The following is a 14,981-nucleotide window of genomic DNA, read 5'->3' as shown; positions in this document are numbered from 1 at the left end:
TGTGCACGCGGCATCACCGCCGCAGGGGATCTCCATGGCCGCGACATCGCAGCGCTTGGGCCTGCCCGCGTTGACTGCACTGGTGGTCGGCTCGATGGTCGGCGCCGGTATCTTTTCATTGCCGCAGAACGTAGCGCGCAGCGCCGGTCCGGCCGCCGCGCTGATCGGCTGGGCGGTGAGCGGCGCGGGCATGCTGATGCTGGCGTTCGTGTTCCAGGCGCTGGCCAACCGCCGACCGGATCTCGATACCGGCATCTACGCCTACGCACGCGAGGGCTTCGGCAACTACATCGGCTTCTCCGCTGCGTGGGGTTACTGGGTTGCCTCGGTGCTCGGCAACGCCAGCTTCTTCGTGCTGATCTTCAGTGGCCTCGGCCACTTCATGCCCGTGTTCGGCGAAGGGAATACTCCGGCCGCCGTGGCCGCATCGTCATTGCTGTTGTGGACGGTGCACCTGTTGGTGCTGCGCGGCCTACGTACTGCAGCCATCGTCAACGGCCTGGTGACCGTGGCCAAGCTGCTGCCGATCGCGCTGTTCCTGATCCTGGCCACCGGCGCGTTCCGCATGGACGTGTTCCGCGCCGATTTCCTCGGCACGCCTGCACTCGGCGACCTTGGCCAGCAGCTGCGCGGCATGATGCTGGTAACCGTGTGGGTGTTCATCGGCATCGAAGGGGCCAGCATCTATTCGCGGCGCGCGGCACGGCGCGCCGACGTGGGTCGGGCAACGGTGATCGGCTTCCTTGGCGTGTGGCTGCTGCTGGTGCTGGTCAGCCTGTTGTCGATGGGCGTGCTGTCGCAGGCGGAACTGGCCGGACTGCCCAATCCGTCGATGGCCTATGTGCTGCGCGCCATTGTCGGCGAATGGGGCGCGACGGTGATCATCATCGGTTCGATCATCTCCGTTCTCGGTGCATTGTTGGCCTGGGTGCTGCTGTGCGCCGAAGTGCTCTATGCCGCCGCAGGTGACGGCACCATGCCCGCCTTCCTAGGCCGTGAGAACGCGCGCGGCGTGCCGGCCAATGCACTGTGGTGGAGCAACGGCCTGATCCAGGTGTTCCTGCTGCTGGTGCTGGTCAGTTCCGGCAGCTACACCGGGCTGGTGCTGCTGGCCGCATCGATGAGCCTGGTGCCCTACTTCCTGTCCACGGCATTCGGCGTGCAGCTGGCCTGGCGCGGGCAGGCCTACGCCGATGAGCCCAGTGCGCGCTGGCGTGATTTCGCGGTTGCGCTGCTGGCCAGTGCGTACGCGCTTTGGCTGGTGTATGCCGGCGGCCTCGACAACCTGCTGTTGTCGGTGTTGCTGTACGTGCCCGGCGTGGTGCTGTTCGCACTGGCCCGGCGCCAGCGCGGCGAGCTGGTATTCACGCGTTGGGAATGGGTGCTGTTCGGCGCCATTCTGGTGGTAGCCATCGCTACGCTGGTCGCGTTCTCCAGTGGCGAGCTGGCACTGTAGAGCCGAGCCGTGCTCGACTCATCACCTTGGCATCTGGCCAGGTAGAGCTGAAGGCTAGGCATGCCCACACATCAGTGCTTTTTCATCTTGGTCGCTAGAGCCAGCCGTGTTTTACGTAATCCAGATTGATTTCCCAATGTTCAAGGTTTGATTTCAATCGGCGAGGCAAGTAGGGCACGTAGTAGTCCCCCCTCACTGGAGACTCACACTCACAAGCAACAATGCTTGCCACCGCAACTCGGCTGTAACGGCAGCGCTCCTTGAAGAAGTGGGCAAGGAAACCGTGGGTGGCACGCATTGCGAGTACCGCGTCCTCATGCCACCAGTCTCGAGGATTCTTCGCGATACCCAGAATCGGTGTTAGGGGACGCTCAGCTGTTTGCTCGCCATCAGGATCTCCGATCCACCGCACTCGTCTTGATTTTGGATGCACGTAGTCATCTCTTAGCTTCTTCAATTCGCCAATAGACTGCACGTGCCTATCGCCACGAGAGATGGACTTGTTCCGAAATTTCGTTCTCAGGTAGAAATCGAACTTGGCGACAACCGACAGACGATCAACCTCCTTGTATACGGAGTTCTCCAGACGGAGGTCGTCTATACAGCAATTGGCGACCACCTCTGGGAGTACCAAAGTATTCAAAAGAGCTGCGCGTGCAAGCGAATTTGCAAGCTCCGTACCCGGGTTCAGCTCTGAGGCTTCAATCAAAAGCAGACTGTCTTCGACAAGCATCCAAAAGCTTCTTTCAAAGTCTTCGCGAACGGTACTCATTCAGCGCCTCTTTGCGACCGGACCTCATCTTCCCATCATTCAAGGCGCCCTTTGAACATTCAACGGTCTGGGAGCGTGGTCCGCTGGCCCCGCAGACGCCATTACGCACTGACGATGCGCAACGCAAAAAAAAGACCTGCATCTTGCGATGCAGGTCTCTTCAAAGTGGCGCCCGAAGTTGGACTCGAACCAACGACCCCCTGATTAACAGTCAAGTGCTCTAACCGGCTGAGCTATTCGGGCAGACGACTAGTATAACCACTCTTCACGCGCGATGGTAGGGGTGATTGGCAATCATTGCGGCAGCCCGATACAACTGCTCGGCCACCACCAGGCGTACCAGCATGTGTGGCAGCGTCAGCGGTCCGATCGACCACTTCTCGTCGGCCAGCGCGGAGACTTCCGGCGAATGCCCTTCCGGGCCACCGATCAGGAACGCCAGGTCCCTGCCCTGCCCGCGCCAGTGTTCCAGGCGCTGTGCCAGCTGTTCGGAACTGAGCTGGCGACCCGGCACATCCAGCGCCACTACATAGGCATTCTTCGGCAGCGCAGCGATCACCCGCTTGCCTTCATCTTCAATGGCGCGGCGCGGATCACGGCCTTTGCCGCGCAGGCCGGGCTCGATTTCCACCAGCTCGAACGGCAGCCAGTGCGACAGCCGCTTCTGGTACTCGGCGAAGCCCTGCGCCACCCAGCTGGGGGCGCGTTCACCGGTGGCGATCAGGCGGGCTTTCATCAATGGTCCTCCAAAACGTCGACTGCGCCATCGGCGCCGTCGAAGGGATGCATCAACGCGTGGCTCAAGCCACTTCGTCGTCGCTGGACGGCGGCTGGTCACCGACTGTCCACAGGCGCTCGAGGGCGTAGAACTCACGCACGCGCGGCAGCATCACATGGACGATCACGTCGCCCAGATCGACCAGCACCCACTCGGCTTCGCGCTCGCCTTCCACGCCCAGCGGCATCACGTCGATGTTCTTGGCGAAGCGCACCACTTCATCGGCAATCGACTTGACGTGGCGGGTCGAGGTGCCCGAAACAACAATCATGTAGTCGGCAACGCTGGACCGGCCGCGCACGTCGATCTCGACCAGGTCCTTGGCCTTCAGGTCTTCGGTGGCTTGGCGGACGCTGGCCAGCAGTTCCGGCACGGACGGCGGCGGGCTGGGCAGATCGACCTTGATGGTCTGGGGCTGGGTCTGGTTGCTCAAAGTGGATCGACTCGATAAACGTGGGGGCGATTATACGGGGATGGCGCCGCTGCGCCATTCACGGCCTGGCCGGGCGGTACAGCCCGTGTGCAGCCACATAGTCCGCCACGCCGGGTGGCAGCAGGGCGCGCCAGGGGCCACCGCCGGCGATCTGCGAACGCACGGCGCTGGCCGATTCCTCGCGCAGCGGATGATGTAGGCGCAGGATGCGCCCGGCCGGGCTGGCGAACAGGGCCTGCTCGGTGTCGGCCCAGCGCCCTTCCAGCGCCTGGCCCAGCTCGCCATCCACCGCAGCCTGCAACGGGCTGCCCGGGCGCTCTGCCACCACGAAATGAGCCAGCCCGAACAACGCCTCCCACTCGTGCCAGCGGGACAGGCCAAGCAGGCTGTCGGCGCCGACCAGCCAAGCCAGCGGCCGGCTCGGACCCAGCTCGCCACGCAGCTCGCGCAGGGTGTCCACGGTATAGGACGGCCGACCGGGGAAACGCGCTGCACGGTCCAGCTCGCGGCGGTCCAGCAGCAGACCCGGTTCGTCACCGATGGCCAGCGACAGCATGGTGCAGCGCTGCTCGGCCGTGGCGCCGGGCACGGCCCGGTGCGGCGGATCGGCGGCCGGCAGCATGCGCACGGCAACCTGCAGTTCGTCGCGGGCAGCCCGCGCGATCGCCAGGTGCCCGAGGTGCACCGGATCAAAGGTGCCCCCGTAATAGATCCGCAGGCTCATTGCTCAGGCCCGCGCCAGCAGGCGCACGGCACGCGGTTCGGCCACGGCCACCAGCAGGCGCTCCAGCGCCAGCCAGGCATCACCGTCGGCGCGCCCCTTGGCGATGCGGTCGACCAGCCCGGCTTCGGCCACGAAGCGCTCCCAGCGCTTGCTTTCCGGATGCCGCTGCAGCGCGCGCTTGTACGGCGCCTGCCGCGATTCCCAGATGCCGCGCGATTTCATTTCGGCGGCCAGGTTGCCGCCACGGCCCTGCACCCGGGCCAGGCCAGCACCGGCCAGCAGTTCGCGGATCACCATCGGCATCAGTGCAGCCACCGCCTCACCCTCGCCGCGCAGGCCGGCCAGCATGCGCAGCACCGCCGGCGGTTGCCCGGAGAACGTCGCCTCCACCAGCCGGAACACGTCATAGCGCGCGGCGTCGGCCACCAGCGATTCCATCCGTTCCACGTCCAGCGGCTGGCCGTCGGCCAACAGCGCCAGCTTGTCGATTTCCTGGGCGGCAGCCAGCAGATTGCCTTCCACCCGCTCGGCCAGGCGCTGCACGGCGGCCGGGTCCGCGCGCAGGCCCTTGCCACGCAGGCGGCGCTCGATCCAGTCCGGCAATTCGTGCGGCTTGATCGCCCAGGCCACCGACAGCACGCCGATGCGGTTGACCGCCTCGGCCCACTTGCCCTGGTGGGCCTTGCTCCATTCGTTGGCGGTAATCATCAGCACCACGTCCGGCGCCGGATTGGCGCAGAACTGGCTGATCACCTCGGCCCCGTCCTTGCCCGGCTTGCCGCTGGGCAGGCGCACCTCGACCAGGCGGCGGGCGCTGAATAGGCTGGGCGCGTTGAAGCTGGCGTCGAGCTGGTTCCAGTCGAAATCACGGCCATCGGCGTCGAACACTTCCCGCTCGCCGATGCCGGCGGCGCGCGCGCGCGCGCGGATGGCGTCGGCCGCCTCAAGCACGCGCAGGGTTTCCGGGCCGGCAATCAGGTAGGCCGGCGCCAGCGCGGTATCAGCGCCCTGGCTGGCCAGCTGCTCCGGACGCAGTTCCATCGTCGCGGCTCAGTGCTTGGCTGCGGGGACCGGTTCGGCCGGCTCCGCACCTTCAACCGGCTTGTCCTTCGGCGCCGACAGGCTGCCGCCCTTCTCGATCTCGGCACGCACCACGCTGTCGATGCGGCGGATGATCGAGGCGGACATTTCCCGGCGCAGTTCATTGGCCAGGATTTCACGTTCGGTGGTGGTACCGGTGGCGTCGGTCGGCGGTGACACGTAGTCGCGCGACAGCTCGATCACCTGCTGTGGCACCAGCTCGCTGCCGTCTTCGCGACGGAAGATGAAGATCACCGCGTAGCGCAGGCTGTATTCCTGCGCACGGCCCTGCGAGTCGATGGCGATCGGCAGGTCGCCCCAGCGTTCGGACAGCACCTGCAGCTGGGTACTGGGTTCCTTGCTGTCCTCATCGGCCAGCCTGGCGCCGGACGCCAGCAGGCTGCGGTTGAGCAGCTTGACCAGTTCGCTGTACGGCGCAGTGGAAACCACCTTCACCGGTGCCGTGTCGGTCGGCAGCATCAGCTTGTTGCGCAGATGGAAACCGCAGCCGGCAAGGCCGAGGACAAGAACGAGAGCAAGCAGGATTCGGGTCATGGAGACAGTCTGGCGGAGCCGGGCGATCACGGCAACACACAGCGTGCCCGAAGCGGCGTGAATGCAGGGCCATCATACGCCTGGCCCTGCACCGGAATGGCACCGGCCACCATACGGGTGGCCGGTGCGGGGTACATCAGGCGGCGACGATGTTCACGATCTTGCCGGGCACGATGATGATCTTGCGCACCGTCAGGCCTTCCATGAACTTGGCCGCGTTGGGCTCGGCCAGGGCGAGTGCCTCGACCTGCTCGCGCGCGGCGTCGGCCGCCACGTCGATGGTGCCACGCAGCTTGCCGTTGACCTGCACGGCCAGGGTCAGCGCGTCGCGCACCAGCGCACCGGCATCAGCCTGCGGGAACGGCTGGTCTTCCAGCAGGGTCTCGCCGTGGCCCAGCACCTGCCACAGGGCATGGCTGGCATGCGGGGTGATCGGGTTGAGCAGCAGCACGACGGCCTGCAGCGCTTCCTGGCGCACCGCACGCCCCTGCGCACTGCCGTCCTCGAACTTGGCCAGCGCGTTCATTAGTTCCATCACCGCGGCAATGGCGGTGTTGAAGCTGTGGCGGCGGCCATAGTCGTCACCGACCTTGCCGATGGTCTCGTGGGTCTTGCGGCGCAGTGCCTTCTGGTTGGCATCCAGTGCTGCGACATCCAGTGCCGGAGCGGCACCGTCGGCAGCATGCTTCTGCACCTGGGCCCACAGGCGGCGCAGGAAGCGGGCCATGCCATCCACGCCGGCTTCGTTCCACTCCAGCGACTGTTCCGGCGGCGCGGCGAACATCGAGAACAGGCGCACGGTGTCGGCGCCGTACTTGTCGACCATCGCCTGCGGGTCCACGCCGTTGTTCTTCGACTTGGACATCTTCTCGGTGCCACCGACCACCACCGGCTGGCCGTCGGCGATCAGGGTGGCGCCGGTGATGCGGCCGCGCTCGTCACGCTGCACTTCCACATCGGCCGGGTTGATCCAGTCCTTCGAGCCGTCCGGGTTCGGGCGGTAGTAGGTCTCGGCAATCACCATGCCCTGGCACAGCAGGTTGCGCGCCGGTTCGTTGCTGTCCACCATCCGCGCGTCGCGCAGCAGCTTGTGGTAGAAGCGGAAATACATCAGGTGCAGGATCGCGTGCTCGATGCCACCGATGTACTGGTCCACCGGCAGCCAGTAGTTGCCGCGCTTGTCGACCGCGTCACGGGCACCCGGCGAGGTGTAACGGGCGTAGTACCAGCTCGACTCCATGAAGGTGTCGAAGGTATCGGTCTCGCGCTCGGCCGCACCGCCGCAGTCCGGGCAGGTGGTCTTGCGCCATTCCGGATCGGTCTTGATCGGCGAACCGGTACCCGAGAACGCCACGTCCTCCGGCAGCACCACCGGCAGCTGTTCTTCCGGCACCGGCACCGCGCCGCACTTGGCGCAGTAGATCACCGGAATCGGGCAGCCCCAGTAACGCTGGCGGCTCACGCCCCAGTCGCGCAGGCGGTAGTTGACGCGACGCTGGCCCTGGGCCTTGCGTTCGAAACGTTCGGCCAGCGCTTCGAAGGCGCCCTGGAAGTCCAGGCCGTCGAACTCGGCCGAATTCACCAGTTCAAAGGCACGGCTCTTGTCGCTGTACCAGTCCTGCCAGCGGCTGCCGTCCCAGCTGCGCTCCTCTTCGGTGCGCGCGTCCTTCAGGGCAATGACCTGCTTGATCGGCAGGCCGTACTTGTTGGCCACTTCGTTGTCGCGCTGGTCGTGGCCCGGAACGGCCATCACCGCGCCGGTGCCGTAGCCCATCAGCACGAAGTTGGCGACCCACACCGGCACCGGCTCGCCGGTGACCGGATGCAGCGCGCGCAGGCCGGTGTCCATGCCGCGCTTTTCCTGGGTTTCCAGCTCGGCCTCGGACACACCGCCCTGCTTCAGGTCGGCCAGCATCGCGGCCAGTTCCGGGTTGTTCTTCGCCGCATGCAGCGCCAGCGGATGTTCGGCGGCGATCGACACGAAGGTCACGCCCATCACGGTATCCGGACGAGTGGTGAACACGCGCAGCGGATCCAGCACGCCGCCGTCCACGTCACGTACGTCGAACTGGATTTCCAGGCCCTCGGAGCGGCCGATCCAGTTGCGCTGCATGGTCTTGACCGATTCCGGCCAGCCGTCCAGCTCGTCCAGGCCGTCCAGCAGTTCCTGGGCGTAATCGGTGATGCGCAGGAACCACTGCGGGATCTCGCGCTTCTCGACCAGGGCGCCGGAGCGCCAGCCGCGGCCATCGATGACCTGCTCGTTGGCCAGCACGGTCTGGTCGACCGGGTCCCAGTTCACCACCGCGTTGCGGCGGTAGGCCAGGCCCTTGCGCATCAGGCGGGTGAACATGCGCTGCTCGTGGACGTAATAGTCCGGGCGGCAGGTGGCGAACTCGCGCGACCAGTCGATGGCATAGCCCAGCGACTTCAGCTGGCTGCGCATGTGGTCGATGTTCTTGTAGGTCCACGCCGCCGGCGCGGTCTTGTTCTTGATCGCGGCGTTTTCCGCCGGCAGGCCGAACGCGTCCCAGCCCATCGGCTGCAGCACGTTATGACCCGTCATGCGCTTGTAGCGGCTGATCACGTCGCCAATCGTGTAATTGCGCACGTGGCCCATGTGCAGCGCACCGGACGGGTACGGAAGCATCGACAGGCAGTAGTACTTCGGCTTGTCCGAAGTCTCGTCGACCTCGAAGGCACGGGTGGCGTCCCAGTACTGCTGGGCGTCGGATTCAACCTGCTGCGGGTCGTAGGCGTTGGTTTCAGCGCTGGTCATGGAACACGCGGTTGCGGCGGCAAAGCGGTACAGCGTACCGCAGTGCGGCAAACGTCTCCAATCCTGCCTGCCGGATGCCGGCGCCGCGGGCGTCCGGCGCCGGTCTCAGCGCGGTCGCGACAGTGGCAGCGCCAAGGCCAGCCAGACCGCCCAGCAGGCGAACGCAAGCCGTTGTGCCAGCGGCGCCGGCAGCACGCCCTGCAGGGCAAACGCCGCCAGCGCGGCCAGCACGCCACAGGCGAGCGCCACGGCGCCCAGCGCGCGCCCATGCGCCTGGCGCACCTGCGACGTGCCCAGCAACAAGGTCCCGGCGACAAAACCCAGCACCCAGATCATCCAGGCGCTGGCATGCAGCTGGCTGGCCGGCCCGTGCAGGTCGTCCACATCCAGCGGCAGCAACCCCATCGCGGCGAACGCCAACCCGGCCAGCAGCAGCATCTGGCTGCCCACCCGCGGCGCCCAGCCGGCGGTTGCCGGCAGCCTGCGGCGCAGGCACTCGGCCACAACCACCGCAAGCAGCCCCGGCAGCACGAAGCCCAGCAGATTGAAGGCCAGCGCATGCGGCACCCCCTGTGCCCCCAGCAGCGCTACCGGGTGGCGGGCCTGCGCGTAGCCGTCCAGGCCGGCACCGAAACCGAGCACCGCCAGCACGAACAGCAGCGCGGCGACCAGGCCGGACAGGCCGGACAGGCGCAGCAACGGGGACAGGGACGACATGCAGGCTCCGGAAAGAACGGCGACAGGAAGCCTGCATTGTCAGGCATTTACTACAACCCGGGTTGAGACCGGCATCGATCGTCACCATAGAATCGGTCTCCAGACGCCAAACGATGCTTCCCCCCATGACCGAGACGACCTACGTATTCGACGCCACCACTGCGACCTTCGAGGCCGAAGTCCTGCAGAAGTCGCTGCAGACGCCGGTGCTGGTCGACTTCTGGGCCACCTGGTGCGGGCCGTGCAAGACCCTGGGGCCGATGCTGGAAAAGCTGGCTGCCGAGTACAACGGCGCCTTCGAACTGGCCAAGGTCGACGTCGACAAGGAACAGCAGATCGCCGCCGCCTTCCAGATCCGCTCGGTACCGACCGTGTTCCTGGTCAAGGGCGGACAGCTGGTGGACGGCTTCCCAGGGGCCATCCCGGAAGGCCAACTGCGTGAGTTCCTGGCCCAGCACGGCATCGTGCCGGCCGACATCGGCGACGCCGTCGCCGAAGATGAAGCCCCGCTGGACCCGCAGGCGCAGGTAGACGTACTGCGCGCGCAGATCGCCGCCGAGCCGGACAAGGACGAGCTGAAACTCGACCTGGCGCTGGCCCTGCTGCAGATCGGTGGCGTCGATGAAGCCAGCCTGCTGATTGACGGCCTGCCCGCCAATCTGGCCACCGACGACCGTGCGGTGCGTGCACGCGCCCGGCTGGCCTTCGCCTCGGCCCTGAAGGACGCCCCGGCCGCTGAAGTGCTGGACGCCCGCATCGCCACCGATGGCAAGGACCTCAAGGCACGCCACCTGCGCGGCGTGCAGCTGCTGCTCGGTGGCCACGACGAAGCCGCGCTGACCCAGTTCCTGGAAATGCTGCGGATCGACCGCACGTTCGAGGACGGACTGCCGCGCAAGGCCCTGATCGACGCCTTCAATGTGATCTCCGACGAGGACCTGGTCGGCCAGTACCGCCGCCGGATGGCCTCCCTGCTGTTCTGAACGGAAACCCACTTCGTTCAGAATCCCTGCACTGAACGCGGGCAATAATGCGCGGGATGGCGGCCGTACGGCCGCCACGATCCGTTCGGGGGGATGAGGTCGGGGCCATGGGGTCTTGCAGCTGCGCCCCCGCATTGCCGGGATTGCAAACTGTGACCTTCGTCCGCTCGCTGTCGTTCGCCATGCGCTTCCAGGGCGCGCTGCTCTGCGCTCTTCTCTTCCTGCCGGCCATCGCCGCCGCCCAGGACTGGAACTACCGGGTCCGTCCCGGCGATACCCTGTGGGATCTGGGAGGCCTGTACCTCAAGCCCTCGGTGCGCTGGCAGCAGCTGCAACAGCACAACCGCATCGACAACCCCTACCAGCTGCCGCCGGGCCAGCTGCTGCGCTTCCCGATCAGCTGGCTGCGCATCGAACCGGCACCTGCCCGCGTGCTGTCGGTGCGCGGCAAGGTCGAATTGTCCGGCGCCGATGGCAGCGCCACGCGCGCGATACTCGCCGGGGAACAACTTCGCATTGGTGACACCGTGCAGACCGAAGGCGACTCCAGCGTCACGCTTGAATTCGCCGACGCCTCGCGCCTGCAGCTGCGCGAGTATTCCCGGCTGCGCCTGGACCAGCTCAGCCGCTACGGCCACACCGGCATGGTCGATACCCGCCTGCGCCTCCAGCAGGGCCGCGCGAGCAACCGGGTGACACCTGCCCGTGGCCCGGCCTCGCGCTACATCATCGATGCACCTACGGCGACCAGCAGCGTGCGCGGTACCGTATTCCGGGTCAGCGCCGGTGACACCGGCCACGTCGCTGCCACCGAGGTACTGCAGGGCAAGGTGCAGGTCGGCAACACCCACGGCAAACGCCTGGTCCAGCCTGGACAGGCCAGCCGCAGCATCAGCGCCGATGCCGCACCGGACGCTGTCTCCGCCCTTCTTCCCGCGCCGCAGCTGCGCAGCGACGATGTGCGCCTGGCGCCCCTGCCGACCCTGCTCGCCTGGGACCCCGTCGACGGCGCCGCGCGCTACCGTGTGGAAGTGGTGCAGGCAGCGACGCCGGAAATCCTGCTGTTTGCCGCCACCACTGCCGACACCCGGCTGGCGATCGGTGACCTGCCCCCCGGCCAGTTGCGCATCCTGTTGCGCGCCGTGGATGCGCAGGGCGTGGAAGGCCTCGACGCCAGCGCCGATTTCGAACTCAGCGACCAGCCCCCGCCGCCGCTCACCGTGACCCCCCTGCATGGGCAGACCGTCAACAGCGACCGCCCGCGCTTCCGTTGGAGCCAGGCGCCGGGCGCGCGCAGCAGCGTGCTGCAGATCGCCGCCGAGCCGAGCTTCGTGCAGCCGCTGCAGGAACAGAGCACCCAAGGCACCGACCTGCGCCTGGCGCAGCCGCTGCCGCCCGGCGAGTACTTCTGGCGGGTGGCGTCGCGCGATGGCAACGGCCACCAGGGACGTTACGGCCAGGCCCTGCCCCTGCAACTGAGCAATGAACCGGTCGACCCTGCCCTGCAGCCGCCTGAAGCAGCGCATGGCGAGCTGACCCTGCGCTGGCAGGCCGGCAGCGAAGGCCAGCAGTACCGGGTGCAGGTGGACCGTCGTGGCGACTTCAGCACGCCCCTGGTCGACCAGACCGTGAGCGAGCCGCAGGTCAGCTTCAAGCGGCCGTGGAGCGGCACCCTGCATGTGCGTGTGCAGTACATCGACGACGACGGTCATGCGGGCGAGTACTCACCGGCCCAGCAGATCAAGCTGCCCTGCCGCCTGTGCTACGGCGCCGGTGGTGGCGCCCTGCTGCTGTTGCTGTTGTTATGAGGCGCTCGCCGCTGCCGTGGTCGAAGCGGATCCTGCTGGCACTGCTGGCCGGCGTACTGACGGTGATCGCCAGCCAGGGCCAGTGGCTGTGGCGGCAGGACGAAGCCGCCTATGACGCCATGGTCGGCAACTGGGACTACCGCCCCGACCCCAGCGTGCTGATCGTGGCCATCGACGAGGGCAGCCTGCAGCGCATCGGCCAATGGCCCTGGCCCCGCTCGATCCATGCCCGCCTGCTGGACCGGCTGACCGACGCCGGTGCCGAGCGCGTCGCACTGGACCTGATGCTGTCCGAACCTGATCGACGCGACAGCCGCCAGGACGATGAACTGGCCGCAGCGATCCGCCGCAATGGCCGGGTGGTGCTGCCGGTACTCGCGGCGCCGGCCGCCGGCGACCGCATGGCCGAGGAAATGCTGCCGATTCCGCAGATCGCGGCCAGTGCCGCGGCGATCGGCCATACCGACGTGGAAGTGGATGGCGATGGCGTCGCGCGCGGTGTGTATCTGCATGCGGGCATCGGCCAGGCTCACTGGCCGGCACTGGGCCTGGCGCTGGCCGCCCTGCCGCCGGGCGCGGTGCACGGCCTGCCCGACCCTGATCCGCAGATCGGTTCGCCCTATCAATGGCGGCGCAACGACTACGTGCGCGTGCGCTATGCCGGGCCGCCCGAGCGCCTGCCACAGGTGTCCTATGCCGACGTGCTGGATGGTCACGTGGACATGGCGATGCTGCACGGTCGCCGCATCGTGGTAGGCATGACCGCCAGCGGCATCGCACCGCGGCTGCTGACCCCGACCACCCGCGAGTTCTGGATGAGCGGCAGTGAGTACCAGGCCAACATCGCGTCGATGCTGCTGCAGCACAAGCAGATCGATCTGCTGCCCCGCCTCTGGCAGCACGCCATCAGCGGCGTGCTGGTGGCGCTGTGCGTGATCCTGCTCGGCCTGCGCCTGCCATGGCTTGCTGCGCTGTGCTCGCTGCCGCTTCCACCGCTGCTGAGCTGGTTGCTGTTGCGCGCCGGTGACCTGTGGTGGGCACCGGCCAGCGCAATGCTGGGCATCCTGCTGGTGCTGCTGGCCTGGGCGATCTGGCGAGTCTCGGCCTGGCACCGCCTGGCCAATCGCGATGCGCTGACCGGTCTCGGCAATCGCCTGCGTTTCGAGCAGTCGCTGCAACAGGAATGCGATGCCGCGCGACGCAGTGGCAAATCCCTGAGCCTCGCGCTGATCGACGTTGACCATTTCAAGCGCCACAACGACCGCCACGGGCATCAGGTCGGTGACCGCGTGCTGCGCGATGTCGCGCGCCTGATCGGTGCACATGCGCGACGTCCACGCGACATGGCCGCGCGCTACGGTGGCGATGAGTTCGCACTGGTGCTGCCGGATACCCCGGCCGAAGGCGCACGCCAGGTCATCGAGGACCTGATCGCCTGCGTGCGTGCACTGCCGGCGCCTGGTGACGGCGGCGAAGCAGGCGTCACCCTCACCATCGGCGTGTTCACCCGCGTACCCGACGGCACGCTGCAACCGCACCATTTCGTCGAAGGCGCCGACACCGCGTTGTACCAGGCCAAGGCCAACGGCCGCGACGGGTATGTGATCGACGGCGAGGCATGACCCTCGCCGCCCGGGGTGCAACATACGCATGCGAATGGTTAGACTGGGCGCCTCGCCCTGCGCTCCCGGATCCGCATGAACGCCCGCCTGTTCCGCTTCGGCATCAATCTCTGGCCGCCGTTCCTGTTCACCGGCATCCACGTCACCCGCATCACGCCGGACTACCGGCAGATCGATGTCGAACTGCGCCTGCGACCATGGAACCGCAACTACGTCGGTACCCACTTCGGTGGCAGCCTGTTCGCGATGACCGATCCGTTCTGGATGCTCGGCCTGCTGCACATCCTCGGCCGCGACTACTACGTGTGGGACCGCGCCGGCGCCATCGACTTCCTCAAGCCGGGCCGTGGCATTGTGCGGACGTCGTTCCGCATCGACGACGCGCTGCTGGACGAACTGCGCGCCGAAGCGGCCAGTGGCGAGAAGGTGCTGCGCTGGTTCAGCAACGACGTGATCGATGAGAGTGGCGAGGTGGTCGCCCAGGTGCGCAAGCAGGTCTACCTGCGGTTGAAGCCACACGCACGCTGATCATCGCTTGGGCGCTATCCTCTGGCCTCTGCCATGGAGGCCCGGATGCGCCCGTACACCCTTGCTGCACTGCTGAGCACCCTGCCGTGCGCGGCCCATGCGCTGGACCTGCCGCCGGTGCAGTACCCGACGCTGCCGGCACAGGCTGCCACTGCCGCCGGCTTCGTGCCCAACGGCTGGACGCTTGAATCCAGCATCGAAGGCGATCTCGACCAGGATGGCCGCGCTGATCTGGTCCTGGTACTGCGCCAGCAGGACCCGCGCAACGTCATCGAACACGACGGCTTCGGCCCGTCCCCGCATGACAGCAACCCGCGCATTCTCGCCGTGGCGTGGTCACGGCCAACCGGCTATGTGCTGGCGGTGCAGGACCATCAGCTGATTCCGCGCCCGGAGAACCCGGTGATGAGCGATCCGCTTGAAGAAGGGGGTGTCAGCATCCAGCGTGGCACGTTGAAGGTCGCGCTGTTTTCATTCGCCAGCGCCGGAAGCTGGTCGATGGGTACCACCGCCTTCACTTTCCGCTGGCAGGACGGCGCGTTCGCGCTGATCGGCTACGACCAGGATTCGGTGATGCGCAATTCCGGAAAGACCGAATCGCTGAGCGTGAACTTCTCCACGCGCAAGGTAAGGCGCGTCGAAGGCAGCATCGAGAACGACAAGGACAGCGTGCGCTGGCAGCCACTGCGCGGCACCCGTCGCTGGACGCTGCAGACGGTCGGCGATGGCTGGGCATTCGATCCGCA

General features: G+C 66.9%; 14 protein-coding genes and 1 tRNA gene. 6 read left to right on the top strand and 9 right to left on the bottom strand.

From position 1 onward, the window contains the following. Positions 1–34: 34 nt before the first annotated feature. Complete coding sequence (locus tag N5D45_RS10055; RefSeq protein WP_228354689.1) at positions 35–1,456, top strand: basic amino acid/polyamine antiporter; 1,422 nt, start codon at positions 35–37, stop codon at positions 1,454–1,456. A gap of 94 nt (positions 1,457–1,550) precedes the next feature. Here the strand turns inward: N5D45_RS10055 and N5D45_RS10050 are convergent, their stop codons facing one another. The 9 genes from N5D45_RS10050 to N5D45_RS10010 all read right to left on the bottom strand — a co-directional run bounded on the left by N5D45_RS10050 (position 1,551) and on the right by N5D45_RS10010 (position 9,294). After that, positions 1,551–2,228 carry a hypothetical protein gene (locus N5D45_RS10050; protein WP_139042451.1) on the bottom strand — a complete coding sequence of 226 codons (678 nt, stop codon included), beginning with the start codon at positions 2,226–2,228 and terminating at the stop codon, positions 1,551–1,553. A 166-nt stretch (positions 2,229–2,394) separates the two neighbouring features. After that, positions 2,395–2,471 (bottom strand) — tRNA-Asn (locus N5D45_RS10045). Between the two features lie 22 nt (positions 2,472–2,493). Next, positions 2,494–2,964 (bottom strand): 23S rRNA (pseudouridine(1915)-N(3))-methyltransferase RlmH, encoded by a 471-nt coding sequence (gene rlmH / locus N5D45_RS10040; RefSeq protein WP_279938837.1) that lies wholly within the window; start codon positions 2,962–2,964, stop codon positions 2,494–2,496. Positions 2,965–3,028: 64 nt separating this feature from the next. After that, positions 3,029–3,439: a ribosome silencing factor gene (rsfS, locus tag N5D45_RS10035; RefSeq protein ID WP_005418109.1), complete on the bottom strand. Its 411-nt coding sequence runs from the start codon at positions 3,437–3,439 to the stop codon at positions 3,029–3,031. A 58-nt stretch (positions 3,440–3,497) separates the two neighbouring features. Continuing rightward, complete coding sequence (nadD, locus tag N5D45_RS10030) at positions 3,498–4,163, bottom strand: nicotinate-nucleotide adenylyltransferase (RefSeq protein ID WP_043402704.1); 666 nt, start codon at positions 4,161–4,163, stop codon at positions 3,498–3,500. A gap of 3 nt (positions 4,164–4,166) precedes the next feature. Continuing rightward, a complete protein-coding gene (gene holA, locus N5D45_RS10025) occupies positions 4,167–5,204 on the bottom strand; it encodes a DNA polymerase III subunit delta (RefSeq protein ID WP_057504295.1) in 1,038 nt (345 codons plus the stop codon). Positions 5,205–5,213: 9 nt separating this feature from the next. Next, positions 5,214–5,798 (bottom strand): LPS assembly lipoprotein LptE, encoded by a 585-nt coding sequence (gene lptE, locus N5D45_RS10020; protein ID WP_010482940.1) that lies wholly within the window; start codon positions 5,796–5,798, stop codon positions 5,214–5,216. A gap of 136 nt (positions 5,799–5,934) precedes the next feature. Next, complete coding sequence (gene leuS / locus N5D45_RS10015; RefSeq protein WP_057504303.1) at positions 5,935–8,577, bottom strand: leucine--tRNA ligase; 2,643 nt, start codon at positions 8,575–8,577, stop codon at positions 5,935–5,937. A 105-nt stretch (positions 8,578–8,682) separates the two neighbouring features. Next, complete coding sequence (locus N5D45_RS10010) at positions 8,683–9,294, bottom strand: DUF998 domain-containing protein (RefSeq protein ID WP_010482937.1); 612 nt, start codon at positions 9,292–9,294, stop codon at positions 8,683–8,685. 125 nt (positions 9,295–9,419) lie between these two features. On the opposite strand from N5D45_RS10010, the gene trxA reads away from it, so the two are divergent. The 5 genes from trxA to N5D45_RS09985 form a co-directional block, all read left to right on the top strand. Next, positions 9,420–10,277: a thioredoxin gene (gene trxA, locus N5D45_RS10005; RefSeq protein ID WP_164192379.1), complete on the top strand. Its 858-nt coding sequence runs from the start codon at positions 9,420–9,422 to the stop codon at positions 10,275–10,277. 107 nt (positions 10,278–10,384) lie between these two features. After that, complete coding sequence (locus N5D45_RS10000) at positions 10,385–12,085, top strand: FecR domain-containing protein (RefSeq protein ID WP_057504297.1); 1,701 nt, start codon at positions 10,385–10,387, stop codon at positions 12,083–12,085. Then, positions 12,082–13,707, top strand: a complete 1,626-nt coding sequence (locus tag N5D45_RS09995; protein ID WP_010482931.1) for a CHASE2 domain-containing protein — start codon at positions 12,082–12,084, stop codon at positions 13,705–13,707. The genes N5D45_RS10000 and N5D45_RS09995 overlap by 4 nt, the downstream gene beginning before the upstream one ends. A 75-nt stretch (positions 13,708–13,782) precedes the next feature. Further along, complete coding sequence (locus N5D45_RS09990) at positions 13,783–14,235, top strand: DUF4442 domain-containing protein (protein WP_010482929.1); 453 nt, start codon at positions 13,783–13,785, stop codon at positions 14,233–14,235. 45 nt (positions 14,236–14,280) lie between these two features. Beyond that, positions 14,281–14,981: hypothetical protein (locus N5D45_RS09985; RefSeq protein ID WP_279938836.1), on the top strand; the 701-nt coding region annotated here is incomplete at its 3' end.

Source organism: Stenotrophomonas sp. GD03819, assembly GCF_029841665.1.
In the GTDB taxonomy this organism is placed as follows: domain Bacteria; phylum Pseudomonadota; class Gammaproteobacteria; order Xanthomonadales; family Xanthomonadaceae; genus Stenotrophomonas; species Stenotrophomonas geniculata.
The sequence above is the reverse complement of the archived record's forward strand: the minus strand, read 5'-3'. Positions and strand labels throughout refer to the sequence as shown.

Bases quoted from the DNA above. Each gene is read 5' to 3' on its own strand.
- N5D45_RS10010 (WP_010482937.1), bottom strand. From the start codon at position 9,294: ATGTCGTCCCTGTCCCCGTTGCTGCGCCTGTCCGGCCTGTCCGGCCTG.
- nadD (WP_043402704.1), bottom strand. From the start codon at position 4,163: ATGAGCCTGCGGATCTATTACGGGGGCACCTTTGATCCGGTGCACCTC.
- trxA (WP_164192379.1), top strand. From the start codon at position 9,420: ATGACCGAGACGACCTACGTATTCGACGCCACCACTGCGACCTTCGAG.
- N5D45_RS09995 (WP_010482931.1), top strand. From the start codon at position 12,082: ATGAGGCGCTCGCCGCTGCCGTGGTCGAAGCGGATCCTGCTGGCACTG.
- holA (WP_057504295.1), bottom strand. From the start codon at position 5,204: ATGGAACTGCGTCCGGAGCAGCTGGCCAGCCAGGGCGCTGATACCGCG.
- rlmH (WP_279938837.1), bottom strand. From the start codon at position 2,964: ATGAAAGCCCGCCTGATCGCCACCGGTGAACGCGCCCCCAGCTGGGTG.
- N5D45_RS10050 (WP_139042451.1), bottom strand. From the start codon at position 2,228: ATGAGTACCGTTCGCGAAGACTTTGAAAGAAGCTTTTGGATGCTTGTC.
- lptE (WP_010482940.1), bottom strand. From the start codon at position 5,798: ATGACCCGAATCCTGCTTGCTCTCGTTCTTGTCCTCGGCCTTGCCGGC.
- N5D45_RS10000 (WP_057504297.1), top strand. From the start codon at position 10,385: ATGGGGTCTTGCAGCTGCGCCCCCGCATTGCCGGGATTGCAAACTGTG.
- leuS (WP_057504303.1), bottom strand. From the start codon at position 8,577: ATGACCAGCGCTGAAACCAACGCCTACGACCCGCAGCAGGTTGAATCC.
- N5D45_RS09990 (WP_010482929.1), top strand. From the start codon at position 13,783: ATGAACGCCCGCCTGTTCCGCTTCGGCATCAATCTCTGGCCGCCGTTC.
- N5D45_RS10055 (WP_228354689.1), top strand. From the start codon at position 35: ATGGCCGCGACATCGCAGCGCTTGGGCCTGCCCGCGTTGACTGCACTG.